Below are 25,857 nucleotides of genomic sequence, written 5' to 3' on the forward strand. Positions count from 1 at the left end.
CTTATTCTTTGATTCCGGGTTGCTTCAGGTTAAAATTTTCTTTCTTTTTGGCTTCATCAACCATAGCTTTCACGTCTCTCAATAAACGCTTGGCATCGAAAACGACCCCGTCTTTTACGGTATATTTTACACCACCCACTCTTACTACTTCGTTCTCTTCGGTAAGTCTTATAGCTCCGGTACCGTAAAGGACCTTAAGGTTAGCCAGCGGATTTTCTTCCACGATCACAAAATCGGCAAGTTTACCTATCTGCACCGACCCTATCTTATCGTCCATTCCCAGCGCTTCCGCACCGTTCAGGGTAGCAGCTCTGATCACTTCCAGAGGGTGAAAACCTGCTTCTCTCAGTAATTCCAGCTCTCTGATATAAGCAAAGCCGTAAAGCTGGAAGATAAAACCGGAATCGGATCCCGTGGTCACTCTACCTCCTCTGTTCTTGTATTCGTTGATAAAGGTCATCCATAATCTGAAATTTTCCTTCCATGCAATTTCCTGTTCCGTACCCCAGTCATGCCAGTATGATCCATGAGATATCTTGCTGGGCTGATAAAATTTCCATAGGGAAGGAAGAGTATAATCTTCGTGCCACTCAGCTCTTCTGGCTCTGTGCAGATCCCTGCTGGCCTCATAAATATTAAAAGTCGGATCCAGAGTAAAATCAAGTGCTATCAGCTCATCCATTACCTTGTTCCAGTGCTCCGAATAAGGCTTGGCAGCCTGTTGCCAGAGTTTTCCAGCCTCCTCAAACCGGTGCTGTTCATTCTGATAATTATAATTCAAAGGGTAATTCTGTACAGTTCTGTCATCAAACAGTGCTTCCGGAAGTCCGTACCAGTGCTCCATAGAGGTAAGTCCTGCTCTGGCCGAATGAAGTACATTCCAGCGTGCTACACTTAGCTGAGCATGGTGGGAAGCAGATCGCAGCCCGAGCTTTTTATTTTCATCCAGGGCAGCTTTCATTATTTCGGGTTCTGCTCCGAAAAATTTTATTCCGTCAGCTCCTTTCTTCGCATTTTGCCTAACCCATTCTCTGGCCATTTCCGGAGTGGAGATAGGATCTTTACTTCCCTGTCCGAACCCTGTATATGCAAATACCCTGGGCGCTACTATTTTATTGGCAGCACTGCGTTTTTTGAGGTCCAGTGCCCAGTCAAGTCCGCGACCACTGGGTTCACGTACGGTAGTAACCCCATGTGCCATCCACAGTTTAAAAACATAATCCCAATCTGCTCCCTGGGCAACTCCGCCAATATGACCGTGCATATCAATAAACCCGGGAAGAAGATACATACCGTCACAGCGCAGTTCTTTACCACCTGCTTTTAGTTTTGGGCGTTTACTTTCATCTATCGGAACTCCGGGATAACCCACTACCTGTATATCTTTAATAACATTATTTTCTACAACGATATCTATGGGCCCCCTCGGAGGTGCTCCATCCCCGTTAATCAACATCACCCCTCTTATGATAAGCTGGGAATAGGGTCCGTCTCCCAGGTAATTATCGGATTCCTGACTGTGAAGCGGAAGATTAAAAAAGAATAAACTAAGGATAAAAACAATTGAAGAAGCTAGAGATCTCATTGCAGATTATTTAATGAATTAGTTAATTGAGGTTGAATTTACAATAATTTTAAGGAAATGGGTAAACCCTTTAAATGATTGTTAATACCTCAACATATTTAATGAAGAAATGTTATTTTTTAATAACAGGATTAAAGCTTATCGGATAATTGTTTATTCCTGGTGATTTTAAAGCGAATTAATTTTCGATAACCACATGCGGTACTTCATCGAGCTTCCAGTCAATGACCAGGCCTCCTGCCAGTGATCTCGCTATTTCCGCGCCGTACAAATATTCGCATAGATAGAGAGAGGCTTCAAAACTCTTTGCTCCTCCTGCCGATGTGATATATTTTCCATCGTGGACAAACAGCGTTTCACTTCTTACATCCAGTTGAGGAAACATTTCCTTGTACCGGGCTATATCGGATGGGAAAGTAGTAGATGCCACTTCATCCAGCAGGCCTGCTTTAGCAAGAACAAAAGCCCCGTCGCAATGAGAGGTCATAAACAAGGCATTTTTATCTGTTTCCCTGACAAAATCTATCATTACCTGATCTTCCAGATCGGTATCCAGATGATGTTCGGCACTCGGAACTACCAGGATATCTATCTTAGGAAGCGAATCTTTGGTGTAATCGAAATCGGGAATGATCCGGACGCCTTCAAAAGTGGTAATGGGCTCCGAAGTATTGGCAACCGTAAACACATTCATTTGTTTGATGTTCTCACGGTATTGAGTATGCTGAAAAATATCGAAAGGAGCCGTAAATTCAGTATTATAGGTACCATCCATTATCAGGAAGGCTACATTATATCTGTTAGGCTCAAGTTTGGGAAAGCTTTTTGTTTCCTTCTCAGCCGTTACTGTTGTTTGCTGTTCTTTTTTCTGTTGACAGGAAATCAGAAGGAAGCCCGCAAGTATGATAATGAGAGATCTGAAATTCATGAATGGGATATTTTAAATCACCTTGTCCCTTAAGAAAGGAACAAGGTGAAGGATTTACATTCAAATATACACTATTCTTTAATAGCCAGGGCTTTGGTTTTTTTAACTGGAACAGCCATCGACTTTTTTAGGCCGCTAAGGATAAAAATACTTGTCCCGAGAAAGAGGGCCATGATGTACCAGTTGGCATCAAAACCAAAATTCTCCGTAGTCTGCATCCCGATAATGGGAGCCAGAATATGGGCCAGGGAAAAGCTCATGGCATACAAAGCCATATACGCTCCCTTGTTCTTGTTTTTGGCCCGTTCCAGAGCAAAAGCATTGGAAAACGGAAAGGAGATCATTTCTCCCAGGGTCACAGCCAGCATCCCCGCAACTACAAATACGATCCAGTCGTCTATATTCAGCATTAAAAAACTCAGGATGATCAAAAATATCCCCCAGTTGATCAGGGAGATCATACTTCTTCCCGATTTTTCTAATCCGGCAACCAATGGCATTTCAAATACTGCTATCAGGAAGCCGTTCAAAAAGAAGATCCAGCCGATCTCCTTCGGACTTAAATGAATAACCTCCTTGTAATACAAGGGGATCGTACTGAAGTACTGCATAAAAGTTATAGACATCAGAAGGATAGCTATAAAAAACAGTAAATAGTTCTTATCTCTATAGGGAGATTTGCCCGGTTGTTTTAATTCTGCTTTATCCGGTTTAACCGCTTGCCTTCTGTCCAGTAACACCAGGATCAGGACAGCTCCCAGAATACAGGTAATACCATCTACCCAGAACAGGCTTCCGTAACCCAGTATTTCTATAATAAAACCACCCAGTGCCGGACCTATGGAAAAGCCCAGATTGATAGCCAGACGAATAAGAGTTACCGATCTGGTTTCGTTACCCGGTTTACTATAGGTATCGATAGCCACAAAGATGGCAGGGCGGAACATATCGGCTATTAATGTCAGCAAAAATGTTCCCGCACACAGGGTCCAGAACGTCTGGAAATACTGAAGCCCGATAAAGATAAAGCCGGAAGTAAAAAGACTGGAGAACATGATCGGATAAAAACCGATCCGATCAGAAAACCGCCCGCCCAGATATGTTCCCAAAAGCGAACCTGCTCCGAAGAACATCATGATCCAACCTATATCCTTATAGGTAAAACCAAGATCGTCCTTCAGGTAAATTGAAAGAAAGGGTACCACCATGGTACCGGCTCTGTTTATAAATGTAATCAGAGCGAGAAGCCATATCTCTTTGGACAGGCCTCCGAAGGAATTTACGTAGTTAGAAAATAACTTTTTCATGGATTAAGGTTGATTGTTACAAATAAAAAAGCCCCGACGTTTTACGGTCAGGGCTTATGCTTTTGGATTTTATATTTAAATAATCACAATACATAGCAGTCCCGACCCCTCTTTTTAGTGGTATAGACATTACATTGTATTGAAATCGGTTTCATTTTTTTCTGATTTATAGGCACAAAGCTAATTAAAAAATGAATAAGTTGTATTTTTGAATTTTAAAGAATGATGAAAAATTTTTATTTAGTTATTGCACTATTGATGTTGTTTTCCTGTAACAATGGAAAGAAGTATCATGATAATCAGCAGGTTGAGTTGTTTGAAGAGGTTGAGGAACAGGAAGATGCGCTTTCGGATATCAGAAAATTTCAGCGAAAACTTAATAAAGAATTTAAGGATCCCGAAACTTCTCCTCTGACAGATAAGGATAGAATTGGTTTTAACGGCCTGGATTTTTTTCCGATAGATACTACCTACAGGGTTAAAGCAACTCTGGTAAGAACACCGGATGAATTGCCTTTTTTAATGCCTACTACAACATCCCGTAAATCGCATGAAGTTAAATACGGGGAATTGCATTTTACCATTGAAGGAAAAGAGCTTGTTTTAAATGTATATCAGAATCAGCAGTTAAAACTGACACAGGAGTACAAAGATTACCTTTTTCTTCCATATACGGACGAAACCAATGGTACTGAAACCTATGGCGGAGGGCGTTATATAGACCTCTCTGTTCCGGAAGGGGATACCCTTATTCTTGATTTTAATAAATCATACAATCCGTATTGCGTTTATAATCCTAAATATTCCTGCCCGATAGTTCCCGGAGAGAACAGGCTGGATGTGGATATTAAGGCTGGGGTAAAGGACTATGAAAAGTAAGACCCAGCAATAATTACTACTACCGGGCCTGTCAACTAACACACTTGTATTTAGAAAGAATAAATTGCTGCTATAAGAAAGGATGCCAGGTTGTTGCTGGCAACCAGATCGGGATCGGTAAATATATCCGAAGAAGCCGAATCCAGGCGTAATTCAGGTTTTATGGTCAGATCTTCCACGGTATAGCTTCCGGTTAGGGTAAAGGCGATAACATTCTCATCTTCCACATTGTTGTCCTCAAAAAAAGTATTGAAATACTCCGCTCTTAAACCCAGGGAAAAACTTTCGGATGTTTTGTATTGCGGATAAAGAGCTATTCCGTAGAATCCATCCCCGTCCGTAGTATTGTAAGTGGTATTTATTCCCAGGTAGACATCCTCATTCAGGTCGACACCGGCTGTGAGATCTGCCTGAAAAGTTGCATCATCCGTATCTACAGGGCCTTGTTTCCCGTAAATGAAATTCAGATAGGCTGCACCTTTTTCCGTGGTATAAGACAATTGAGTTCCCAGGGAATACTGCTCCGCAGGATTGAACTCAGTAAAATCGGTAGCATTCAATATGCCTAACATCAGCGACCACTTTTCAGACAGCAGGATATCTGCTTTCAAACCTGTATGTGAAAAAGGTCCGAAAGAAAACATATAAGAAGTAGAATAATTAAAATTGTCTGTGGGAGAGATCACCTCATAACCCAGGAAAGTGTTGAAGTTCCCGAAGGTAAGCTTTAGTTTATCGTTCAGGTTCCAGTATACGTACAACTGATTAACGATATTGGAAGAACCTTCGGACAGAAAGACTGCATCTTCTCCCCGTGGGCCGAACACCAGATCGGCAGTAAAGCCTACTTTCTCACCTTCGTAACTACCGATCAGATTTACGAATCCAAGTGCAAATCCGGGATCATTGGCAAAAGAGGTAGGCGGAGCGAGGACAGCTCCTTCTTCATTCTTATTCGGGCCGTTAAAGTTATATCTGTAATAGGCATCAACAGAACCATCGAAGCTGAATTTCTTCTTTTCCTCATTTTCCTGGGCAAAAAAATAAGAACTTGGTAAAATTAATGCTGAAAAAAATACTTTTTTTACGATATTTGTAAACGTGATTGTTTTCATAATTAAAGAGAATTAATTGTTTGGTAGTTAGTTGATCGAGAGATCAATAGTTATGTTTCGTTTTTTTATCCATCAATTTTTCTTGTTGAAAAGATTACATTACGGAGTACTTGGCGGAGTACTCCGTTTTTTTTATTCTTCTGATTTAGTGCTGATTGAGTCTGAAGTCGGGATAGGCATCCATTCCGTGTTCATGTTTATCCAGACCCTGAAGCTCTTCCTGCTTGGATACCCTTAATCCTATAGTCTTCTTAATGGTGTAAAGGAAGAGGAATGCAGTGAGGAGGCAGAAAGTCCCAATGATCAGCACTCCGAATAACTGAGTAAATAATTGGGTAAGGCCTGCTTTAGAACCGAAAACACCTACGGCCAGGGTTCCCCAGATACCACATATAAGATGAACGGCTATTGCACCAACGGGATCGTCCAGTCTTAAACGATCTATAAATGAAACTCCTGCTACAATAATTCCTCCGGCGATAAGGCCAATCAGAATAGCATCGGTCGGGGTCATCAGATCTGCTCCGGCGGTGATACCTACGAGTCCACCGAGTATCCCGTTAAGGAACATGGTCAGGTCGTAATTTTTGTAGATGAGGGCAGAGACCACAAAAGCGGCTATTCCTCCCGACGCTGCAGCCAGACTGGTGGTTACAAGGGTAAGGGAAGTAGCGGCAGGATCTGCAGAGAGTACGGAACCTCCGTTAAAACCGAACCATCCCAACCAAAGGATAAAGACCCCCGCAGCTGCAAGCAGAATATTATGCCCGGGAATGGCCTGAACTTCACCTTTATCGTTAAATTTCCCGATTCTCGGACCCAGCAGGAATACTGCTACAATGGCTGCCCATCCTCCGACAGAGTGTACCAGGGTAGACCCGGCAAAATCGTAAAAACCCCATTTATCCAGAAAACCACCTCCCCATTTCCAGGAACCGGCAATCGGATATACGATACCTACATATAAAACGGTGAACAGCATAAAAGAACCCAGTTTGATACGTTCTGCTACCGCACCGGAAACAATGGTTGCAGCAGTGGCGGCAAACATACCCTGGAAAAGAAAATCCGTCCAGTAAGTATAACCCTCGTTATAGGAGAGGTCCAGGGCTCCTTCTTTAAAAGGGGCGCTTAGTCCGAACAGGTTAAAGAAATAATCCGGGATCACTCCGGCGATAAAACTTCCCGGATACATGAGGTTAAAGCCTACAAGGCAATAAAGCAAGAGGCCAATACAAATTATAAATACATTTTTAAAGAGAATATTTATCGTGTTCTTCTGCCGTGTAAGGCCAATTTCAAGGAATGAAAACCCCAGGTGCATAAAGAAGACCAGGGCGGTACATATCATCATCCATACGTTGTTGGTAGTTAAAGTAACTCCTTCCATAATAATTCTGTTTGATAGTTAGTTGATTAGTTAAGTGATTGTTTTCCTTTTTCCTTTGTCCGGATCCTGTAAGCTTCCTCTACAGGAGAGACAAAGATCTTCCCGTCTCCCACATTGCCGGTATAAGCGGCGGACAGCAATGCATTGACGGTACGATCCAGAAATTCATCGGAAACTACAATTGAAAGAAAGCGTCTCTGTATATCGGTGGTACTGTAACTTACCCCCCGATATACATGCCCTTCCTTTTCGTTGCCTACTCCGGTTACATCCCAGTAACTGAAGAAGTTTACCTCAATCTGATGAAGTGCATCCCTGACATCATCAAATTTGGATTTTCGAATAATGGCTTCAATTTTTTTCATAATTAATCGGTTTGACGCCGATAAAACTATAATAAAAAAACAACACCCTGTATATTTTTAGGGGTCATAGATTGATTTTTATCAAATTTTGAATTTATACCCCTATAAAATTAGGGTATGATATTTTGAAGTGTATAAAAATGTGAAATTCAAATGAGTTTTAGAGGGGGTAGGAACACGAATTAAGGTATTCGGGGGAAAAGTATTCCGATATAAATGAATAGTATTAAAAGAATTTTACCAGCCAGCTTCCGAACCAGACCGCAAATATGGCCAGAGTAAAACTTATGATCGTATAAATAGAGAAAGACAGCATATCCCCGGCTTTGAGCAAAGCGTGGTTCTCATAGGCAAAAGTAGAAAAGGTGGTAAAGCCTCCACAGAAACCGGTGGCCAGTAATAAAGTTTGATTGGTAGACAGCATTTCGTTGCGTGCAGCAAGCCCTAGAATGATCCCTATAAATAAACTACCCAGAACATTGGCAGCAAAAGTTCCGTAGGGAATACCGGTTTCCGGACTGTTGAGTAATCTGCTTAGCAGGTATCTCATTACGCTACCGAAACCGCCTCCGATAAAAACTAGTAAAAACTGTTTCATCTATTTTGAGATTTTTAGTGGATTGAAAATTAAGCAAAGAAATAATTTCAAATATGCTTGTTTCAAATAAAAACGCCATCCCTGTAAATTAAAGGAATGGCGTAAATATATAATTTTAATGGATTAGTTAGATTTAACCGGAAGATAAATTTCCGTAGTCCAGTCGGCGGGATTAGGATGTTGTCCGGGATCATTGGTATAAACTTCCAGCATTGGGCCTTCAACAGACTCGAGTTTGTTGTCTTTCATATATTGCTGGGCAGTTTCCCAGGCAGCTTTCAGATTGCTGTAGTTTCCTGTGAGCGTTGTTTTCAATGCCGCAAAGGAAGGAAGTTCTCCTGTTACTATTCCGCTGTCTGAATTGGTGATGACTTTCTCGGTAGTTGGAATACAGCAGGAAAGGATAACAGCATTGTTCTCATTATCGATCTCTCTGTAATACACAAAAGGAGCTCCGGCCATGGTTACTTTATTCTGAATGGCATACTCTCCGATCTGACCCATCATCTCCCTGATCTTTTCCGGGATCTCAGACGTCTTACAGGATACTGTGTTGTAAATATAGAATCCGCCACCATGGTCTACAACGCCATTGACATTCACGGAATATTTTTTCATCCCGTCTACAATAACACTGTCCAGTTTTTCAAGACCTCTTTCATACATGGGGCCCACAGTTTTTTCCATAGAACCTGCAAAAGTGGTATACAGCTTAAACATAAAGTTCTTGGTTCCCTTCATTCCCCATGTAACTTCGGTACCTTTATCTGTTTCATTAAACGCCCAGTATACATCCGAAGGTTCAAAATCTTCAAAGCTCAATTTCTGGTCAATACTTTTATTTGCATCTGCCGAAACAGTTTCCATTTTACCTTTCCCGTCTTTTCCGTTCCAGGTATAGCTTCCACCTACACCCACAGTATTCGCTGCATAGTTGTAGGTCATAGTTGGGTCCTGTTCCTGCCAGGGGCCCCAGCTCTCCCAGTTTTTATAATCGTTTATATTGTTGTAAACAACAGAAACAGGAGCCTCGATCAGCCTCGAGCGCTTCACTTCGTAATCGGCCGGCTGGACCGCTACATATATGGATACTGCAATAATGGCAATTAATAGCAGGAAGAATAAATATTTTACGATTTTCATAAGTATTGTTTTTTGGATTAGGTCATCGCTAATTTACAAAAAAATAGACTTTTTGTTTTACGAATTAAGCTAAACCTGAAACAATACAAAAGGAATTCAAAAAGAAATTTTCGTTCTTTTTTGAACAGGGGAGACTAGTAAATACACAAATGATATTACCTGAATTCAGTAAAAATTATACTGCTTTCTTGTAAGTATTCACCTGGATTTTATTTTCGGAATCTTGTGCTGCTCGCTTAACAATACTTAATTGTCGTTGCTTTGTAGAAGGTCTTTTACTTTTGTTCACGCTAAATACTAGCAAAAAAACATTGATTAGGAGCAAGCTAAATAGTATAGCAAAAAATGTTAACATCGCTTTTTATTTTAAAACCACCATTGCAAATTTAAGAAATTATTATGTTAAAACGACATAATTCTTATAAAATTGTGAGAAAATGCTTGTTTTTTTTATGAGTGAATAAAAAGATGCTAATATTTTATAAATCCGGGTTAATCTTTTATCAGAAATTTTATAATGAAAAGAATGATCACAAAAAGGATAAACCCGAGCAATATCCATTTGGTCCCCTTATAGTATTTAAGGTGAAGGTTTTTATCTTTTCTGTAACTGAAAAGCATAACTGCTATAAAAGCAATAACAAAAAAAATGGCGAAAGCCCATTGTCCTGTACTGAACATATTTATATTTTTATGCGAAATTAATTAAAATTTAATCATGAAGAGAAAACTTGATGCTGTTGCCGAATTTCACAAAGCATTCGGATTAGGAGTTAAGGAAGAGCCTGCTGCTTTTCTGGGAGAAGATAAGTTAAAGCTGCGTTTTAATTTAATGGCCGAAGAAAATGAGGAATACCTTGAAGCTGCCAGGGAAAACGACCTGGTTGAAGTAGCAGATGCCCTTGGCGACATGCTTTATATTTTATGCGGAACTATTCTGGAACACGGAATGCAATACAAAATAGAAGAAGTGTTTGAAGAGATACAGAGAAGTAATATGAGTAAACTTGGGGAAGATGGAAAACCTATTTACAGGGAAGACGGAAAGGTGATGAAAGGGCCCAATTACTTTAAACCCGATATCGAAAAAATATTGAACTAATAAAAAAGGAGGCTCATGGCCTCCTTTTTTTAGATCTTATATCTCCATCCGAATTTATCTTCCGAATTGTTATATTGAATATCCATCAGGGTTTTCTTGAAATATCCTGCGTAGGAGTCCTCAAGCTTAGGGAGCTCGAATTTTTTATCCTGGAAAGCAAATCCTGAGATCGGATTTATTACCGCAGCAGTACCGCTTCCGAAAATCTCCTTTAAATTATCGTTCTCAGCAGCTTCAATTACTTCCTTTACAGAAACCCTTCTTACTTCTACATCGATTCCTGCATCCTCCGCAAGAGCAATTACACTCTTTCTGGTTACCCCGTCAAGGATACGGTCGTTGTTGGGAGAGGTAAGGAGTTTATCTCCGATCCTGAAAAATACGTTCATAGTTCCCGCTTCTTCCAGGTATTCGTGAGAACTTGCATCTGTCCAGATTATTTGCTGATACCCCTGAGCGTTGGCCAGGCTGGTCGGATAAAACTGAGCAGCATAATTTCCTGCTGCTTTGGCAAATCCTACACCACCGTCTGCAGCCCTGCTGAATTTTTCAGCGATCTTTACCCTTACTTCTCCTGAATAATATGCTTTGGCAGGAGAGCAAATGATCATAAATTTATAATCGCTGGAAGGGGAGGCTGATACTCCCGGCTCCGTTGCAATAACAAAAGGCCTAAGGTATAGTGAATTTCCAAATCCTTTTTGGATCCAGTTCTTTTCTAATTGAAGAAGGGTTTTTAGACCCTCAAAGAAAAACTCTTCCGGAAATTCCGGTATCGCTAATCGCTGAGAAGATAAATTAATTCTCCTGAAATTTTCATCCGGTCTGAACAACCAGACATCATCATTATCGTCTTTATATGCCTTCATTCCTTCAAAAACTGCCTGCCCGTAATGGAAAACCTTGGCAGAAGGATCTATAGTAATAGGCTGATAAGGAACAATTTCAGGTTTCTTCCATTCTCCCTCAGAATAGTCGCAAACAAACATATAATCGGTAAAAACCTTTCCAAAATCCAGATTGTCAAAGTCAACCTGATCAATTTTGGAAGCTTTAATTTGTTCTACTTCGATGTTTAAAACAGTATCATTTTTCATGCATCAGATAATTTGCCACAAAATTAGATAAATAAAGGATGCTTAGAAACTAAAAATTCGATTAAAATATCTTTATTTTGTGATAAAATGTAACCTAATTATAAATAATACCAATAAAAAGAACATTTAAATGAGGAAATTAGTTATTCTAAGTATTGCTGTTATGTCTTTTATAGGATGTAAAACCGATAGCGAAAAAAAGGAAACAGTTAAGGAAGAAGCCGAAATTGTTAAACAAGACAATTACCTTTCTTTCGGAGAAGTGATAGATGCCGAAAATTCCCTGAACAGCCTTTCTGCTACCGAAACCTATGAGGCCATGGCTTTAAACGATACCACAGATCTTAAATTCACAGCTAAGGTAAATGCCGTGTGTAAAGCAAAAGGATGTTGGATGCGTCTGAAACTGGATAATGGAGAAGAGGTTATGGTCAAGTTTAAGGACTACGGTTTTTTTGTTCCCAAGGATATAGAGAACAAAGAGGTGGTTGTAAACGGAAAAGCCTTTGTTAATGAGGTGCCGATAGATGAACAGCAGCACTATGCCAAGGATGCGGGTAAGACCGAAGAAGAAGTAGCGGCTATTACCGAACCTAAAAAAACCTATTCTTTTATAGCAGACGGAGTTCTTATCCGCAAATAAATTGAAAAGAAAGATCATAAATACTGCCGATGGTTCCGCTACCATATACCTGGAAGAATGGAACGAACATTACCACTCCAAACACGGAGCTGTAAATGAAGCTTATCACGTGTTTATAAAGAATGGACTTTCCCTCTTTTCCGACAGGGAGCTTTCTGTTCTGGAAATTGGTTTCGGAACCGGGCTGAATGCCTTTATTACCTTCCTGGAAGCACCTGCGCTCAAACTCAATATAGATTATACCGGAGTGGAAGCTTATCCCGTAACAGAAGAAGAATTAAAATTGCTGAATTATCCGGAGCAGTTAAAAGCAGAAGATAAAGAAGCTGTTTTTAAGAAAATGCACCGGAGTAAGTGGGAGAAAAAGACCCCGATAGAAAAGGGTTTTGACCTTTGTAAACGCCAGCAAAGTTTTGAGGAGATTGAAGATGAAGCGTGTTTTGATCTTGTTTATTTCGATGCCTTTGGAGCAAGGGTTCAACCTGAATTGTGGACGGAAGATATCTTTTTAAAAATGTTCAGGGCTTTAAGACCGGGCGGAGTATTGGTCACTTATGCTGCAAAAGGAAGCGTAAGGAGAGCCATGCAGGCCGTAGGTTTTGAAGTAGAACGCTTACCCGGCCCTCCAGGCAAACGTGAAATGCTGAGAGCAACGAAGCATTTCGAGGGGGGCGAAAATTGAAAACAGAGGGGTATTTGGCGATGAAAATACCTTAACAGAAACTTAAACAATACTGTTAAACCTTCATAAAAACAAATCCTTACCTTTTCAAAAGCCGTAATTTTGTTAAAAACAGTTGGGAATGAAGGTATTAATAACAGGTGCAACAGGCTTGATCGGTTCTGAGATCGTAAAATTATCTCATGAACGCGGTATAGATGTGCATTACCTCACAACCAGCAAAAACAAGATCTCGGACAAGGATAACTACAGAGGCTTTTACTGGGACCCCGAAAAAGAGCAGATAGATGTATCCTGCCTGGAAGGAGTTGATGCAATTATCAACCTGGCGGGAGCCAGTGTGGCAAAGCGCTGGACCGGCCCTTATAAAGAGAAGATCAGGAGCAGCAGGATCCAATCGGTAAGAACGCTTCGGGAGGCTATCGATCAATCGAAAAACCACAATATTAAATCCTTTGTTTCGGCTTCAGCCATAGGGATATACCCCGATTCCCTGACTGAATATTATGAAGTTGATGAAAAAAGAATCGATGATTCGTTCCTGGGCAGGCTTACCTCAGAATGGGAAGCAGCGGTAGATGAACTCTCGGGAAGTGATATTTCGGTAGCTAAAGTACGGGTAGGCCTTGTGCTTTCTTCAGACGGAGGGGCTCTGAGCCAAATGGTTAAACCGATAAAATACTATGCCGGAGCTGTTTTTGGAAACGGAGAGCAGTGGCAATCATGGATACATATCAGGGACCTGGCGGAAATATTCCTCTATATTACCGAAAAAAAGATGACAGGAGTGTTTAACGGAGTAGCTCCAAACCCTGTTACACATGAAAAGCTGATAAAAGAGATCGCTTCTCAATTAAATCGCCCTCTCTTTTTACCCAATATTCCCAGGTCGATGTTGAAACTTGTGCTGGGAGAAATGTCTTCCCTTTTATTTTCAAGCCAGCGGGTGAGCTGCAAAAGATTGGAAAACTTCGGATTCCACTTTCAATATCCGAATATAAAAGGAGCCCTGGAAAACATCCTTTCTGAGGAAAAAGAACTTAACTACAAGCCGCTCTAATCCGGCAATTCTATATTTTATACCCTGATCATATAAAAAGTTTGATGACATTTTGACATTTTTAATGAAATGGCAGTACTTTTGCCGTTCTAAAACCAGACGGTAAAATTGGCAACAATTATGAGTAAAAAAGTGAAAAAAGAAAAACAGAAAGATATAAACGATCAGGTACAGGAAGTGGAGAACGGTACGGAAACAGTAGTAGAGGAGAGAGAAGAGTTATCTGTGGAGGAGCAGCTTCAGGAGGAGTTAGCTAAGGAAAAAGATAAGTTTTTACGTCTCTTTGCCGAGTTTGAAAATTTTAAAAAGAGAACAGCAAAAGAACGTATAGAGCTTTTTAAGACGGCAAATCAGGATGTGGTACTGGCAATGCTTCCGGTATTGGATGATTTTGACCGTGCGCTGAATGAGATCGCTAAATCTGATGATAGCGAACTTTTTAAGGGAGTGGAACTCATCAGCAATAAATTCAGAGAAACTCTAAAGAATAAAGGACTTACAGGGATAGAAGTAGCTCAGGGAGATACTTTTGATGCCGATGTTCACGAAGCAATTACACAGATCCCTGCTCCGTCAGATGAGCTGAAAGGGAAAATCATCGATGTTGTAGAGAAGGGATATAAACTGGGAGAGAAAATAATCCGTTACCCCAAGGTAGTTGTCGGGCAATAACCTCCTGTCCTCTAAATAAGGAAGATATTCAATGGTATGTCCTGCATACCTAAAAAATATAGAATGAAACAAGATTATTACGAAATACTGGGAGTAGATAAAAGTGCTTCAGCAGCCGAAATAAAAAAGGCATACAGAAAAAAAGCTATTAAGTATCACCCGGATAAGAACCCCGGAGATAAGGAGGCAGAAGAGAGTTTTAAAAAGGCTGCCGAGGCTTATGAAGTATTAAGTGATCCCGATAAGAAAGCAAGATACGATCAGTATGGTCATGCTGCTTTTGACGGTGCCGGCGGATTTGGCGGAGGTAATATGAACATGGAAGATATCTTCAGTCAGTTTGGTGATATTTTCGGTGGAGCCTTCGGAGGCGGTTTCGGTGGTTTTGGCGGATTTGGCGGAGGAGGCCAGAGACGTGTTAAAGGAAGTAACCTGCGTATTCGTATCAAATTAACCCTGGAGGAGATTGCCAACGGGGTAGAGAAAAAAATAAAGGTCCGCAGGAAAGTACAGGCTCCGGGAGTAACCTATAAAACCTGTAGTACCTGTAACGGGCACGGACAGGTAACCAGAGTAACCAATACCATCCTGGGAAGAATGCAAACGGCAACAACCTGTACTACATGTGGAGGAGCCGGACAGGTAATGGATAAGCGTCCTGCAGATGCTGATGCACAGGGACTTCGAATAGAAGAAGAAACAGTTCCGATCAAGATCCCCGCAGGAGTTGTGGACGGAATGCAGTTAAAAGTTACCGGTAAAGGAAATGAGGCGCCGGGGAACGGAATATCCGGAGATCTTCTCGTGGCTATTGAGGAAGAAGAACACAGCACCCTTAAAAGGGAGGGAGATAACCTTCACTACGATCTGTATGTGAGTTATCCCGAAGCTGTTCTGGGGACTTCCAAGGAAATAGATGCGGTTACCGGAAAAGTAAGAATAAAACTGGAAGCGGGTATTCAATCAGGTAAGATATTGAGATTGAGAGGAAAAGGGATCCCGAGTATAAACGGATATGGTAAAGGTGATCTGCTGGTACATGTAAATGTATGGACGCCTAAGAACCTGAATAAGGAACAACGCGATTTCTTTGAAAGAATGCAACACGAGGATAATTTTATCCCCAAACCAGAGAGGGGAGATAAATCATTTTTCGAAAAGGTAAAAGATATGTTTTCTTAAAACACCTCAGTTTTAAAAAAAAGCGTATCTTTGAATTGCACTAGTATAGCCTAGTGTTAATTTTTTCTTTTTCATAGCAATTTTTCCCATCCTTAATACATATTAAGGGTGGGTTTTGTTTTTTATGGATATCCCTTCAAAAAAAGTGTATTTTTGACTTTGGTTGATTGTATTTCAATATCTTTGAAAAATTACCTTGATTTTAGGTGATCTGCCTTGAAAACCTGGGATAAACAAAATGAATACCTTTTATGAATAATTTGCTTGAAGCAAAAAATGTGGTTAAGCGATTTGGCGATTTTACTGCATTAAACGATGTGTCTGTCAATGTTCCGAAAGGAAGTATCTTCGGTCTTTTAGGGCCTAACGGAGCAGGAAAGACAACACTTATCAGAATTATTAACCAGATTACCTACCCCGACTCAGGAAGCGTACTATTTAACGGAGAACCTCTTCAGGCAAAGCATATTGCCATGATCGGTTATTTGCCAGAAGAACGCGGATTGTACAAAAGTATGAAGGTGGGAGAGCAGGCACTTTACCTGGCTCAGTTAAAAGGACTCAGCAGATCTGAAGCAAGAAAGAGGCTTAAATACTGGTTTGAACGCCTGGAGATTGGCGATTGGTGGGGAAAGAAAGTACAGGAGCTTTCCAAAGGTATGGCCCAGAAGATACAATTTGTAGTTACCGTACTTCACCAGCCCGAACTGCTTATTTTTGACGAGCCCTTCAGTGGTTTCGATCCGATCAATGCCAACCTGATCAAAGATGAGATCCTCGAGCTTAAAAATCAGGGAGCAACCGTTATTTTTTCCACACACCGTATGGAATCGGTAGAAGAGCTATGCGATCATATCGCCCTTATCCATAAATCGAAAAAAATACTTCACGGAAAGTTAAACGATATTAAGAGGAATTATAAGAACAATACCTACGAGGTAGGTTTGGAAAGTGAAAATAAAATTAGATTACGACAGGAACTGGAACAGAAATTCAATGTTGCTGATGCTCATTTTAAAACAGTAGGCGACGAACTTAAACTCAGGATACAATTGGAAAACAGCGATAATGCCAATGACCTGCTTGGGTATTTGTCAGATAAGGCCGTGGTTTCACATTTTGTGGAAGTCATTCCCGATGCAAACGATATTTTTATACAAACTGTAAAAAAGAATGAAAGCCATGGATAAACTGAAACTGATCATAAAGAGAGAGTACCTGGCTAAAGTGAGAAACAGGTCATTTATTGTAATGACCATTTTGAGCCCTATTCTTATTGTGGGGATGATAGCCCTGATCGTATTTCTTACCAAAGTAAATGCAGATGAAAAGAAAATAATTGCTGTTTTGGACGACAGCGAGCATTTCCATAACGTATTTAAAACAACCGATGCTCAATCTTATGTTGTATTTAAAGACCTCGGTTTACAGGAAGCCAAGGATTCTGTGGTTTCTATAGGTTATTACGGGCTCTTGCATTTTCCATCCGGAGACGACCTCAATTCCATTGCGGCAAATTCGGCTTTTTATTCCAATAAGGCTCCCGGTATCGGGATCTTATCGGATATGGAAAGTACTATTGAGAACAGGTTGAGGGAAGAAAAATTAAAAGGCTACGGATTGAATTCCAGAGACCTGGAAGATATAGGCAGGAATTTTGAGATCAGAACAGAGAGCTTTACAGGAGAGCGCAACCTTAAGGGAGTTAATGAAATAAAGGCAATTATCGGCGGAAGTTTCGGTTACCTTATCATGATGTTTATAATCATCTATGGGGCTTTTGTAATGAGAAGCGTTATAGAAGAAAAGACCAGCAGGATCATAGAAGTGATCATCTCGTCGGTAAAACCCTTCCAGCTTATGCTGGGCAAGATATTGGGAACGGCTATGGCTGGGGTAACCCAGTTTGTTATATGGATTATTTCTGCCGGAGTGCTGTCATTGATTTTATTTTCTGTGATGGGGATCGATATGGATGCCTTTAACTCTACGGCCAACCTTCCTCCCGAAACGATGGATGCCATGGCAGAGATCACTGATTCTCAGGATAAATTACAACCGTATATACAGGAGTTAGGGAAGCTTCCTATAATAACCCTTCTGGTTTCTTTTGTGATCTATTTTATCCTCGGATACCTGATCTATAGCTCTATTTATGCAGCTATCGGAGCTGCGGTGGATAATGAGACGGATACCCAGCAATTTATGCTCCCCGTAATTATGCCTTTGGTTTTGGCAATCTATGTGGGCTTTTTCTCGGTTTTTGAAAACCCTCACGGACCTATAGCCGTAGGTTTCTCATTGTTTCCGTTAACCTCTCCTATTGTAATGCTGATGCGCCTCCCCTCGGGAATTGGCGCCGACGGAGTACCCTTGTGGCAGTTTATTACTTCTATACTGCTTCTTATCGGAACCTTTATATGTATCGTATGGCTGGCGTCTAAGATCTACAGGGTTGGAATATTGATGTATGGAAAAAAACCTTCCTATAAAGAACTGTATAAATGGTTAAAATATTAATATGAAGGAAATTAAAGAGTTTTTGTCGCTTACTATTTACAAGACCGAAGGTGTGAGTATTACGATCGGTACTTTTTTACTGATCCTTATAAGCTGCATCCTCGCCTTCTATTTATTAAAACTTATCAGGAGACTGATAACCCGTAAACTTCCGGAAGATGATAAGAACAAATTTGTCAGCATCTTTAAGTTTATCAACTACCTGGTTTATATTATCCTCATCATCTCGGTCCTGAATGCTTCCGGGGTGAACCTTACCGTTTTACTGACGGCTTCAGCAGCCTTGTTTGTCGGACTGGGTTTTGCGTTGCAGCATTTATTTCAGGATATTATTTCAGGAATCCTGATAATTCTCGACCAATCTCTTCACGTAGGTGATATTATAGAAATAGAAAATAAGGTAGGAAAGGTATTTGATATAAAACTGCGAACAACGAGAGCCATCACCAGAGATGATAAAATACTCGTAATTCCAAATCATAAATTCCTCACAGACACCATTTATAACTACACCCAGAATCACAAAATGACGAGGGAGACAATCAATATTGGAGTAGCATACGGAAGTGATACCGAATTGGTGCAGAGCATACTTTTGGAATGTGTGGGAGATCAGAAGGGGGTACTCAAGAAACCCAAACCCATTGTCCTCTTTGAAGATTTCGGAGATTCCGCCTTGTTATTCGGGGTCTACTATTATATAAACGATAGTTATAATTCACCCCTGATCAGCAGCGATATTCGATATGAAATAGATAAGAAGTTTAGAGAAAATCAGATTGTTATTCCGTTCCCGCAGAGGGATGTACATATTTTTCAGGACGGAAATAAATGATCTGAGTGCTAAGAATTAAAATTGTTATGAAATACTTCAGATTTTCACACGCATTGATATGTTTTGTGTGTATGGGCTTTTCTTTTGCCGGATTTTCACAGGTAAGCGACCTGGGAGGAATAGATTATACAGGTATTTTCGGAAAAGATGATGATCCGAATTTCGGAAGGGTAAGGGTATGGCTTAATATTCCAACCAAATTGAACGACAGAGAGCATTACCTCGTAAACGGGGTGCGTTACAGCAATGCTAAGATCACCTTTAATCAGGATTATGGTTTTGATACTTCCGATCTGGAAGAGTTCCATGCTCTGGAATACACCCTGGGCTATACTTTCCCCCTAAATGAAAAATGGAGGTTTACGGCCCAGTTTTCGCCCACTATTGCCTCCAACCTGGCAAACAAGCTTACTTTCGATGATATTATTTACAGCGGGGGGATCATTCTTATCCGTACCCTTAATAACGAGAAGAAGAGCAGGCTTTCGGTAGGACTTACTTATAATCAGACCATTGGGATCCCGGCACCCATTCCGTTTGTAACCTATTGGAGAGAGGTGAATGAACATTTTACGTATACGGTTGGGGTACCTATTAGCAAGGTGAAGTATTTTTTCAATAATAAAAAAAGCAGCCTGGAAGCTTTTGCCCGTCTGGATGGTTATTTTGCCAACTTAAGTAATGATATTCAGGTAAATGGAACCAACGCAGAAAAAATATCCCTTTCACAGGTAGTTACTGGTATAGGATTTGATAAATACTACGGGAAACGACTTAACTTTTTTGTAAAAGCCGGATATTTGCTTAGGAACTCCTTACGCCTTAATGAGAATATTAGCGATGAAGTTTTTAATTTTGATTTATCCAATTCGTTTTATTTTAGAGGAGGGTTTAAATTTAATTTTTAAAAAATATGTCCAGAATTTTAATCATAGAAGATGAAGCGGCGATCAGGAGGGTATTGGTAAAGATACTTTCCGAAGAGAACGATTCCTACAATGTGGAGGAAGCGGAAGACGGTTTGTCGGGAATGGAAAAAATAAAAAAGGAAGATTACGACCTGGTTCTCTGCGATATTAAAATGCCTAAGATGGATGGCGTTGAGGTATTGGAGGCGTCCAGAAAGATAAAACCGGAAATTCCCTTTGTAATGATCTCGGGTCATGGCGATCTCGATACCGCTGTAAATACCATGAGATTAGGGGCTTTTGATTATATATCCAAACCACCGGATCTTAACAGGCTTTTAAATACGGTAAGGAATGCACTGGACAGAAAAGAACTTGTTGTTGAGAACAAGGCGCTCCGCAAGAAAGTGAGTAAGAACTACGAGATGATAGGGGAGAGTAACGGGATTATTCGTATTAAAGATATGATAGAGAAGGTTGCTCCCACAGATGCACGTGTATTGATCACCGGACCTAACGGTACCGGGAAAGAGCTGGTAGCTCACTGGTTGCATCAGAAAAGCGAAAGGGCAGGTTCTCCCATGATAGAAGTGAATTGTGCCGCTATTCCTTCCGAACTCATAGAAAGTGAGCTTTTCGGCCACGTTAAAGGAGCTTTTACCTCGGCTGTTAAGGACAGGGCAGGTAAATTTGAAGCTGCAAACGGAGGAACCATTTTCCTGGATGAGATTGGAGATATGAGTCTTTCTGCTCAGGCTAAGGTACTTCGTGCCCTTCAGGAGAACAAGATCTCCAGGGTAGGTAGCGATAAAGATATTAAAGTGAATGTAAGGGTAGTTGCGGCTACCAATAAAGACCTTAAAAAAGAGATCAAGGACGGAAAGTTCAGGGAAGACCTCTATCACAGGTTAGCAGTGATCCTTATTGAAGTTCCGGCTTTAAATGACCGCAGAGATGATATTCCGCTGCTGGTATCTCATTTCTCCGGTAAAATTGCAGGGGAACAGGGAACTCCGACCAAAAAATTCTCGGATAAGGCAGTTAAACTCCTGCAGGAGTACGACTGGACCGGAAATATCAGGGAATTGAGGAATGTAGTGGAACGCCTGATGATCCTCGGAGATAATGAGGTTTCCGAAGAAGATGTAAAACTTTTTGCAAGCAAATAAAGAGATCAGATCCTTATAAATAAAAGGCGCCATTCTAGCTAGAATGGCGCCTTTTCGGTTAATTGTTCTTAATTTAAAGAATTTGGTGGTGGTTATTTATTTGTAAATTAGTTTTTAAAGGCACAGCTTTCCAGCCCGTTCATTGCCTGCTTGGCAATTAATCTCGCCTTTTCGGTATAATATCTTTTAGTACCCTGAAGGGATTCTGATTCAAGTGCTTTTTCTGCCCGGATATAACTTTCAAAGATTATGTCATAAGCTTCCTTACACCCAAGAACTTCACTAAGCTCTGTAATGGATTTTTCAAAGTTCTGAAGTGCCTGCTCAGCCTTGACTTTTAGCTTGATCTGCTGTTGAAGTTCTTTTTGACGTTCCAGTTCTCTTTGCTCGTTCAGTTTTCTCTGAGCTTCGAGTTCCTGTTCCAGCTTTTTCTGCTCTTCCAGCAATTGTTGTTGCTGTTGCTGCAGTCTTTTCTGCTGATCCAGGATCTTTTGTTCGTTTGCTTTGGAAGCATCATCCGTTCCACTGTCACTTATATACTCACTGTCATCAAAAACAGTCTGCCGCTTACCGGAAGTACACATTTCAAGGAACCCTATCAGGTTCTGTGCATCTGCATAAGCTTTTTTTGCGTAAAACCTTCCCTTGTCCCAATCTTCAGGATCGGACGCTTTTTTCAGGTTTTCAGTTCCGTCAATAACAGCATTGATCGCGTCCTGGCATCCGCAGTTCTCAATAAGGCCTCTTGTTTTTTCAAAAGCCTCTATTGCACGATCTGCATAATACTTCTGATGATCGAAGTTATCGGCTTTTAGAGATTTCTTTGTGTGGAACAATGCGTAACTCGCAGAAGAGTGTGCTTCAGCACAATCTCTACAGTCGTCTTCAGCAGCTTGAATACTATAAAATCCAAGGAGAATCCATAGAAAAGTGAATGTAGTTTTCATGGCGATTAAGTTTATTTTAAAATTTTGGGCATTACAATATTACAACTTTCTTTCAAAATATGAAAGTTTCGGCCGTTTTTAGCATAAAAGACAAGGGTTGCTTATATACCTTTTCTTAGTATCTTTAGACCAGTAATGAATAAATAAATGAAGAAAATACGCAGTAAGGATTATAAGATCGACACTTCAATCAACTTAAACGACAGGGATACCCTAGATGATTTTAAGGAATCTGATAAGAAACTTAAAAATGAACTGGAAGAAGTACGTGAGAAACTGGGTGAACTTCAGGATACGATCTATGCACACGGCAAATACGGAGTCCTGATATGCATTCAGGGAACGGATACAGCAGGAAAAGACAGCCTTATCCGTGAAGTCTTCAAAGATTTTAATACCCGCGGGATCGTGGTTCATAGTTTTAAGGTTCCTACCGAGCTGGAACTGAAGCACGACTTTTTATGGAGGCACTATATTGCTTTACCTGCCAGGGGTAAATTCAGTGTTTTTAACAGAACACACTATGAAAATGTGTTAGTAACCCGCGTACATCCCGAATATATTATGAATGAAAATATTCCGGGAATAGATAGCGTAGATAAAGTAGATGATGCTTTCTGGCAGATGCGTTTTGATCAGATCAATGCGTTTGAAAAACATATTGCTCAGAACGGAACGATCATTTTTAAGTTCTTCCTGCATCTTTCAAAAGGAGAACAGAAGAACAGATTACTCAGGAGGCTGGAGCTAAAGCAAAAGAACTGGAAGTTCTCTCCCGGAGACCTGAAAGAGCGTAAACTATGGGATGAATACCAGGTGTGTTATCAGGAAGCGATTAATAATACTTCCAGAGAACATGCCCCCTGGTATGTGATCCCTGCAGACAGAAAGGATGGAGCGCGACTAATTGTTGCAAATATCCTGTTAGAGGAATTAAGGAAATATAAAGAAATTGACGAACCCGAACTGGATGATGAGATAAAGGCACGACTGGATGAATTTAAACGTCAGTTAGAATCGGAATAAGGAAGTTATAATATTAACAAATAAAAAAAAGCGGCAGATGAGAAAACTGTTTTTAGCGCTATTGCTAATTTCAACACAGGTATTTTCACAAAGTGAAGATGAGAAACAATTAAAAAAGATCTATACTACCTCTCTTACCAACGGACAGAGCTATGAGTGGCTGGACCACCTTTCCAATCAGATTGGAGGGAGATTATCAGGATCCCTTAATGCGGAAAGAGCGGTTCGATATACAAAAGGACAATTAGATTCATTAGGATTAGACAGGGTTTGGTTGCAACCGGTTATGGTACCCAAATGGGTGCGCGGAGCTCCCGAATTTGCCTATGTGGAAACTAAGCCAGGGGTAACCACCAATGTGCCGATCTGTGCTCTTGGCGGATCTATAGCTACGCCCGACGGAGGTTTAAAAGCAGAGGTTATTGAAGTAAAGGGAATTGAGGAACTGGAGAAGCTCGGAAGAGAGGCTATTGAAGGAAAGATCGTCTTTTTCAACAGGCCGATGCAGGCCGATCTGATCAACACTTTTGAAGCCTATGGCGGATGTGTGGATCAACGGTATTCCGGTGCGAGGGAAGCCGGCAAATACGGAGCTGTTGGTATCATTGTACGTTCAATGAACCTTCGCCTGGACGACCTGCCTCATACAGGGGCTATGAGTTATGGCGATTTGCCTGTACAACACCGTGTCCCTGCAGCTGCGATCAGTACGAATGGAGCAGAACTATTGAGTTCACTGCTAACACTTAATCCCGATCTGCAATTTTATTTCCGCCAGACCTGTAAGCAATTCAAGGATGTACAATCCTATAATGTTATCGGAGAAATAAGAGGAAGTGAATATCCTAATGAAATTATGGTAGTTGGCGGGCACCTGGATTCCTGGGATCTGGGAGACGGATCTCACGATGACGGAGCGGGATGTGTACAGAGTATGGAAGTTCTTCGCCTGTTGAAGGAAACCGGATATCGCCCGAAAAGGACCATCAGGGTTGTTTTGTTCATGAATGAAGAAAACGGATTGAGGGGAGGAAATGAATATGCAAAGGTGGCTAAGTCCAAAGGAGAAAATCACGTTTTTGCTCTGGAAAGCGATTCAGGCGGATTTACACCACGAGGCTTTTCTTTCGATTGCTCGGATGAGAACTTTGCGCAGGTTCAGAAATGGAAGTCTTTATTTGAGCCATATCTGATCCATTATTTTAAAAAAGGAGGAAGCGGAGCCGATATAGGACCGTTAAAAAATGACGGGATAGTACTCGCAGGTTTGAGACCCGATTCTCAACGCTATTTCGACTATCATCATGCCGAGAACGACACTTTTGATGCAATCAATAAAAGAGAACTGGAGCTGGGTGCAGCAACGATGACCGCTCTAATTTATCTTTTTGACAAATACGGCACGATAATGCCTAAAAAAGTAAAGGGATAGCCGCTGGCTATCCTTTTTTATTTTCTGATATAATATTCAACGATCGCAAGGTTCGGAACCCAGCATAGCCAGGCTATGATCCTGTATGAAGGAACGAATTCCATTCCGAAGCCCGCAATGAAAACAGGAAGCCATAATCTTAGGGTAACTGCGGCAAAGCAGAGCGCATAACTGCGTTTCATCCAGCTTTTATGTGATTCGATATTCTTTTTCCTGATATGCAGATAAGCCTGGGAGGTGGTGTATAACCATAGCACTGCCAGTGTGGCAAAACCCATGGCCGGTACCAGGCCACCGGTAGCATAAAAGGAAATGTAGAAACCCGATACCGCACTGATCAGTACCGAGAACACATATAATTTTCCGAGATTCCTGTGAAGCTTCAGGAGGCGCGTATGCGATTTCCTGAAAAACTGCGAAAAACCTGATAGTAAGGCGAGCCCGCCAAAACTTATATGCAAGTAAAATGCCAGTCTCCATAACTGATTCCCCAAAAGAGCACTGCTTTTACTGGCTAAAAGCCCCTGGGTCATATTATCGGTAATGAAGTAAAAAATAGGATAAAGGCCAATAGTAATGGCGAAGACGGTGAAAAAGATCCAGCCCGTGTCTGAAGTGATTTTTTTTAGCATGATTTTTTGATCGGTTTAATTAGTAGACGCCGGGAACTATAATATGTTACAGTTTTTTCCCTGATAGATCAAAAAGAAGGGTGTGGTATTATGCTGACTCTAAGATGATTGAACTCCTTTGAGTGTGCGCAAGAAGGATAATGAACGAATATGAAAATACCCGTTAAAAAAATAAAGGACAGTTAAGCGCAGACAGGTCAGATCCCTTCATCCAGCAGGCTTTTTAATTCTGCTGTTGTTTCCTTGGTAATCTGATTCTGCTCATTGAGTAGCCTCAGCATATAGCCCACTCCGTTATTAGCCGTAATACGCAGATCGGTTATTCTCTTCACAAATTCATTGATCTCCGTCTGCTCTTTATGAGAAAGCTTCGGAATGAGGTTATTGGCAAAATCTATGAAATTGTCAATAATATCTTCGTGTTTCTGATTTTCTTCAGCAAGTTGTTGCAGAAGCGTACTGATCATTTGCCCGGTTTCGTTAGACCTTTTGGCAATGCGCTGGGTATAATTGAGCTTAACTAGTTTAAGTTCTTTGTCAGTAGGATTCATGAGTTGGGTTTTAATAGCTTATTTTATATATGAACGTAAATTAGTGTTCGTTATTGGAAAAAGGAATCACTATCTTTGCAGCTCGAATT

At 40.8% G+C, this 25,857-nt stretch carries 27 protein-coding genes; 14 read left to right on the forward strand and 13 right to left on the reverse strand.

Annotation, left to right across the window (positions count from 1 at the left end; all coding sequences use genetic code 11):
• Nucleotide 1: 1 nt before the first annotated feature.
• The 3 genes from GWK08_RS18435 to GWK08_RS18445 all read right to left on the reverse strand — a co-directional run bounded on the left by GWK08_RS18435 (nucleotide 2) and on the right by GWK08_RS18445 (nucleotide 3,820).
• Entirely contained in the window at nucleotides 2-1,585 is a 1,584-nt protein-coding gene (locus tag GWK08_RS18435; protein ID WP_163608712.1) for an amidohydrolase family protein, read from the reverse strand.
• Nucleotides 1,586-1,763: 178 nt separating this feature from the next.
• Entirely contained in the window at nucleotides 1,764-2,513 is a 750-nt protein-coding gene (locus GWK08_RS18440; protein WP_163608713.1) for a DJ-1/PfpI family protein, read from the reverse strand.
• Nucleotides 2,514-2,584: 71 nt separating this feature from the next.
• Complete coding sequence (locus GWK08_RS18445) at nucleotides 2,585-3,820, reverse strand: MDR family MFS transporter (protein ID WP_163608714.1); 1,236 nt, start codon at nucleotides 3,818-3,820, stop codon at nucleotides 2,585-2,587.
• Between the two features lie 222 nt (nucleotides 3,821-4,042).
• Here GWK08_RS18445 and GWK08_RS18450 point away from each other — a divergent pair, with 222 nt between their 5' ends.
• Nucleotides 4,043-4,699, forward strand: coding sequence for a DUF1684 domain-containing protein (locus tag GWK08_RS18450; RefSeq protein WP_163608715.1), 657 nt, complete (start codon nucleotides 4,043-4,045; stop codon nucleotides 4,697-4,699).
• Between the two features lie 50 nt (nucleotides 4,700-4,749).
• On the opposite strand, the gene GWK08_RS18455 is transcribed toward GWK08_RS18450, so the two are convergent.
• The 6 genes from GWK08_RS18455 to GWK08_RS18480 form a co-directional block, all read right to left on the reverse strand.
• Entirely contained in the window at nucleotides 4,750-5,814 is a 1,065-nt protein-coding gene (locus GWK08_RS18455) for a porin (RefSeq protein WP_163608716.1), read from the reverse strand.
• Between the two features lie 145 nt (nucleotides 5,815-5,959).
• Entirely contained in the window at nucleotides 5,960-7,204 is a 1,245-nt protein-coding gene (locus tag GWK08_RS18460; RefSeq protein WP_163608717.1) for an ammonium transporter, read from the reverse strand.
• A 26-nt stretch (nucleotides 7,205-7,230) separates the two neighbouring features.
• A complete protein-coding gene (locus GWK08_RS18465; protein WP_163608718.1) occupies nucleotides 7,231-7,569 on the reverse strand; it encodes a P-II family nitrogen regulator in 339 nt (112 codons plus the stop codon).
• A 226-nt stretch (nucleotides 7,570-7,795) separates the two neighbouring features.
• Nucleotides 7,796-8,167, reverse strand: coding sequence for a fluoride efflux transporter CrcB (crcB, locus tag GWK08_RS18470; protein WP_163608719.1), 372 nt, complete (start codon nucleotides 8,165-8,167; stop codon nucleotides 7,796-7,798).
• A 123-nt stretch (nucleotides 8,168-8,290) separates the two neighbouring features.
• Nucleotides 8,291-9,310, reverse strand: a complete 1,020-nt coding sequence (locus GWK08_RS18475; RefSeq protein ID WP_163608720.1) for an SRPBCC family protein — start codon at nucleotides 9,308-9,310, stop codon at nucleotides 8,291-8,293.
• Nucleotides 9,311-9,802: 492 nt separating this feature from the next.
• Nucleotides 9,803-9,991, reverse strand: coding sequence for a hypothetical protein (locus GWK08_RS18480; protein ID WP_163608721.1), 189 nt, complete (start codon nucleotides 9,989-9,991; stop codon nucleotides 9,803-9,805).
• A gap of 37 nt (nucleotides 9,992-10,028) precedes the next feature.
• On the opposite strand from GWK08_RS18480, the gene GWK08_RS18485 reads away from it, so the two are divergent.
• Complete coding sequence (locus GWK08_RS18485; protein WP_163608722.1) at nucleotides 10,029-10,412, forward strand: pyrophosphohydrolase domain-containing protein; 384 nt, start codon at nucleotides 10,029-10,031, stop codon at nucleotides 10,410-10,412.
• 29 nt (nucleotides 10,413-10,441) lie between these two features.
• Here the strand turns inward: GWK08_RS18485 and GWK08_RS18490 are convergent, their stop codons facing one another.
• Nucleotides 10,442-11,509, reverse strand: coding sequence for a branched-chain amino acid aminotransferase (locus GWK08_RS18490; protein ID WP_163608723.1), 1,068 nt, complete (start codon nucleotides 11,507-11,509; stop codon nucleotides 10,442-10,444).
• 130 nt (nucleotides 11,510-11,639) lie between these two features.
• On the opposite strand from GWK08_RS18490, the gene GWK08_RS18495 reads away from it, so the two are divergent.
• The 10 genes from GWK08_RS18495 to GWK08_RS18540 all read left to right on the forward strand — a co-directional run bounded on the left by GWK08_RS18495 (nucleotide 11,640) and on the right by GWK08_RS18540 (nucleotide 21,180).
• Nucleotides 11,640-12,152, forward strand: coding sequence for a DUF4920 domain-containing protein (locus GWK08_RS18495; protein ID WP_163608724.1), 513 nt, complete (start codon nucleotides 11,640-11,642; stop codon nucleotides 12,150-12,152).
• 1 nt (nucleotide 12,153) lies between these two features.
• Nucleotides 12,154-12,834 (forward strand): tRNA (5-methylaminomethyl-2-thiouridine)(34)-methyltransferase MnmD, encoded by a 681-nt coding sequence (gene mnmD, locus GWK08_RS18500; protein WP_163608725.1) that lies wholly within the window; start codon nucleotides 12,154-12,156, stop codon nucleotides 12,832-12,834.
• Nucleotides 12,835-12,955: 121 nt separating this feature from the next.
• Nucleotides 12,956-13,894, forward strand: a complete 939-nt coding sequence (locus GWK08_RS18505) for a TIGR01777 family oxidoreductase (protein WP_163608726.1) — start codon at nucleotides 12,956-12,958, stop codon at nucleotides 13,892-13,894.
• A 120-nt stretch (nucleotides 13,895-14,014) separates the two neighbouring features.
• Nucleotides 14,015-14,566, forward strand: coding sequence for a nucleotide exchange factor GrpE (locus GWK08_RS18510; protein WP_163608727.1), 552 nt, complete (start codon nucleotides 14,015-14,017; stop codon nucleotides 14,564-14,566).
• A gap of 63 nt (nucleotides 14,567-14,629) precedes the next feature.
• Nucleotides 14,630-15,748 carry a molecular chaperone DnaJ gene (gene dnaJ, locus GWK08_RS18515; RefSeq protein ID WP_163608728.1) on the forward strand — a complete coding sequence of 373 codons (1,119 nt, stop codon included), beginning with the start codon at nucleotides 14,630-14,632 and terminating at the stop codon, nucleotides 15,746-15,748.
• 251 nt (nucleotides 15,749-15,999) lie between these two features.
• The gene (locus GWK08_RS18520; protein ID WP_163608729.1) at nucleotides 16,000-16,938 is read left to right on the forward strand and encodes an ABC transporter ATP-binding protein; all 939 of its coding nucleotides are present in this window, start codon (nucleotides 16,000-16,002) and stop codon (nucleotides 16,936-16,938) included.
• On the forward strand, nucleotides 16,931-18,268 hold the full coding sequence (locus tag GWK08_RS18525; RefSeq protein ID WP_163608730.1) for an ABC transporter permease: 1,338 nt from the start codon (nucleotides 16,931-16,933) through the stop codon (nucleotides 18,266-18,268). The genes GWK08_RS18520 and GWK08_RS18525 overlap by 8 nt, the downstream gene beginning before the upstream one ends.
• A gap of 1 nt (nucleotide 18,269) precedes the next feature.
• Nucleotides 18,270-19,103: a mechanosensitive ion channel family protein gene (locus GWK08_RS18530; protein ID WP_163608731.1), complete on the forward strand. Its 834-nt coding sequence runs from the start codon at nucleotides 18,270-18,272 to the stop codon at nucleotides 19,101-19,103.
• Nucleotides 19,104-19,129: 26 nt separating this feature from the next.
• A complete protein-coding gene (locus GWK08_RS18535; RefSeq protein WP_163608732.1) occupies nucleotides 19,130-20,011 on the forward strand; it encodes a DUF6268 family outer membrane beta-barrel protein in 882 nt (293 codons plus the stop codon).
• A gap of 5 nt (nucleotides 20,012-20,016) precedes the next feature.
• On the forward strand, nucleotides 20,017-21,180 hold the full coding sequence (locus tag GWK08_RS18540) for a sigma-54-dependent transcriptional regulator (protein WP_163608733.1): 1,164 nt from the start codon (nucleotides 20,017-20,019) through the stop codon (nucleotides 21,178-21,180).
• A gap of 107 nt (nucleotides 21,181-21,287) precedes the next feature.
• On the opposite strand, the gene GWK08_RS18545 is transcribed toward GWK08_RS18540, so the two are convergent.
• On the reverse strand, nucleotides 21,288-22,127 hold the full coding sequence (locus tag GWK08_RS18545; protein ID WP_163608734.1) for a hypothetical protein: 840 nt from the start codon (nucleotides 22,125-22,127) through the stop codon (nucleotides 21,288-21,290).
• Between the two features lie 147 nt (nucleotides 22,128-22,274).
• Between GWK08_RS18545 and GWK08_RS18550 the strand changes: the two genes are divergently transcribed.
• Both GWK08_RS18550 and GWK08_RS18555 read left to right on the forward strand, forming a co-directional pair.
• Nucleotides 22,275-23,153: a PPK2 family polyphosphate kinase gene (locus GWK08_RS18550; RefSeq protein WP_163608735.1), complete on the forward strand. Its 879-nt coding sequence runs from the start codon at nucleotides 22,275-22,277 to the stop codon at nucleotides 23,151-23,153.
• Between the two features lie 37 nt (nucleotides 23,154-23,190).
• Complete coding sequence (locus GWK08_RS18555) at nucleotides 23,191-24,585, forward strand: M20/M25/M40 family metallo-hydrolase (protein WP_163608736.1); 1,395 nt, start codon at nucleotides 23,191-23,193, stop codon at nucleotides 24,583-24,585.
• 17 nt (nucleotides 24,586-24,602) lie between these two features.
• Here GWK08_RS18555 and GWK08_RS18560 read toward each other — a convergent pair whose 3' ends face one another.
• Nucleotides 24,603-25,217: a DUF2306 domain-containing protein gene (locus GWK08_RS18560; RefSeq protein ID WP_163608737.1), complete on the reverse strand. Its 615-nt coding sequence runs from the start codon at nucleotides 25,215-25,217 to the stop codon at nucleotides 24,603-24,605.
• A 197-nt stretch (nucleotides 25,218-25,414) separates the two neighbouring features.
• Nucleotides 25,415-25,768, reverse strand: coding sequence for a hypothetical protein (locus GWK08_RS18565; protein ID WP_163608738.1), 354 nt, complete (start codon nucleotides 25,766-25,768; stop codon nucleotides 25,415-25,417).
• Nucleotides 25,769-25,857: the final 89 nt, after the last annotated feature.

This window comes from Leptobacterium flavescens, from assembly GCF_010671605.1.
Classification (GTDB): Bacteria; Bacteroidota; Bacteroidia; order Flavobacteriales; family Flavobacteriaceae; genus Leptobacterium; species Leptobacterium flavescens.

Coding starts and splice junctions, on each gene's coding strand:
- GWK08_RS18495 (WP_163608724.1), top strand. CDS start 11,640: ATGAGGAAATTAGTTATTCTAAGTATTGCTGTTATGTCTTTTATAGGA.
- GWK08_RS18550 (WP_163608735.1), top strand. CDS start 22,275: ATGAAGAAAATACGCAGTAAGGATTATAAGATCGACACTTCAATCAAC.
- GWK08_RS18505 (WP_163608726.1), top strand. CDS start 12,956: ATGAAGGTATTAATAACAGGTGCAACAGGCTTGATCGGTTCTGAGATC.
- GWK08_RS18540 (WP_163608733.1), top strand. CDS start 20,017: ATGTCCAGAATTTTAATCATAGAAGATGAAGCGGCGATCAGGAGGGTA.
- GWK08_RS18480 (WP_163608721.1), bottom strand. CDS start 9,991: ATGTTCAGTACAGGACAATGGGCTTTCGCCATTTTTTTTGTTATTGCT.
- GWK08_RS18530 (WP_163608731.1), top strand. CDS start 18,270: ATGAAGGAAATTAAAGAGTTTTTGTCGCTTACTATTTACAAGACCGAA.
- GWK08_RS18485 (WP_163608722.1), top strand. CDS start 10,029: ATGAAGAGAAAACTTGATGCTGTTGCCGAATTTCACAAAGCATTCGGA.
- GWK08_RS18565 (WP_163608738.1), bottom strand. CDS start 25,768: ATGAATCCTACTGACAAAGAACTTAAACTAGTTAAGCTCAATTATACC.
- GWK08_RS18535 (WP_163608732.1), top strand. CDS start 19,130: ATGAAATACTTCAGATTTTCACACGCATTGATATGTTTTGTGTGTATG.
- GWK08_RS18440 (WP_163608713.1), bottom strand. CDS start 2,513: ATGAATTTCAGATCTCTCATTATCATACTTGCGGGCTTCCTTCTGATT.
- GWK08_RS18460 (WP_163608717.1), bottom strand. CDS start 7,204: ATGGAAGGAGTTACTTTAACTACCAACAACGTATGGATGATGATATGT.
- GWK08_RS18545 (WP_163608734.1), bottom strand. CDS start 22,127: ATGAAAACTACATTCACTTTTCTATGGATTCTCCTTGGATTTTATAGT.
- GWK08_RS18445 (WP_163608714.1), bottom strand. CDS start 3,820: ATGAAAAAGTTATTTTCTAACTACGTAAATTCCTTCGGAGGCCTGTCC.
- GWK08_RS18490 (WP_163608723.1), bottom strand. CDS start 11,509: ATGAAAAATGATACTGTTTTAAACATCGAAGTAGAACAAATTAAAGCT.
- GWK08_RS18525 (WP_163608730.1), top strand. CDS start 16,931: ATGGATAAACTGAAACTGATCATAAAGAGAGAGTACCTGGCTAAAGTG.
- dnaJ (WP_163608728.1), top strand. CDS start 14,630: ATGAAACAAGATTATTACGAAATACTGGGAGTAGATAAAAGTGCTTCA.
- GWK08_RS18520 (WP_163608729.1), top strand. CDS start 16,000: ATGAATAATTTGCTTGAAGCAAAAAATGTGGTTAAGCGATTTGGCGAT.
- GWK08_RS18560 (WP_163608737.1), bottom strand. CDS start 25,217: ATGCTAAAAAAAATCACTTCAGACACGGGCTGGATCTTTTTCACCGTC.
- GWK08_RS18465 (WP_163608718.1), bottom strand. CDS start 7,569: ATGAAAAAAATTGAAGCCATTATTCGAAAATCCAAATTTGATGATGTC.
- GWK08_RS18475 (WP_163608720.1), bottom strand. CDS start 9,310: ATGAAAATCGTAAAATATTTATTCTTCCTGCTATTAATTGCCATTATT.
- GWK08_RS18435 (WP_163608712.1), bottom strand. CDS start 1,585: ATGAGATCTCTAGCTTCTTCAATTGTTTTTATCCTTAGTTTATTCTTT.
- GWK08_RS18555 (WP_163608736.1), top strand. CDS start 23,191: ATGAGAAAACTGTTTTTAGCGCTATTGCTAATTTCAACACAGGTATTT.
- GWK08_RS18455 (WP_163608716.1), bottom strand. CDS start 5,814: ATGAAAACAATCACGTTTACAAATATCGTAAAAAAAGTATTTTTTTCA.
- GWK08_RS18450 (WP_163608715.1), top strand. CDS start 4,043: ATGATGAAAAATTTTTATTTAGTTATTGCACTATTGATGTTGTTTTCC.
- GWK08_RS18510 (WP_163608727.1), top strand. CDS start 14,015: ATGAGTAAAAAAGTGAAAAAAGAAAAACAGAAAGATATAAACGATCAG.
- crcB (WP_163608719.1), bottom strand. CDS start 8,167: ATGAAACAGTTTTTACTAGTTTTTATCGGAGGCGGTTTCGGTAGCGTA.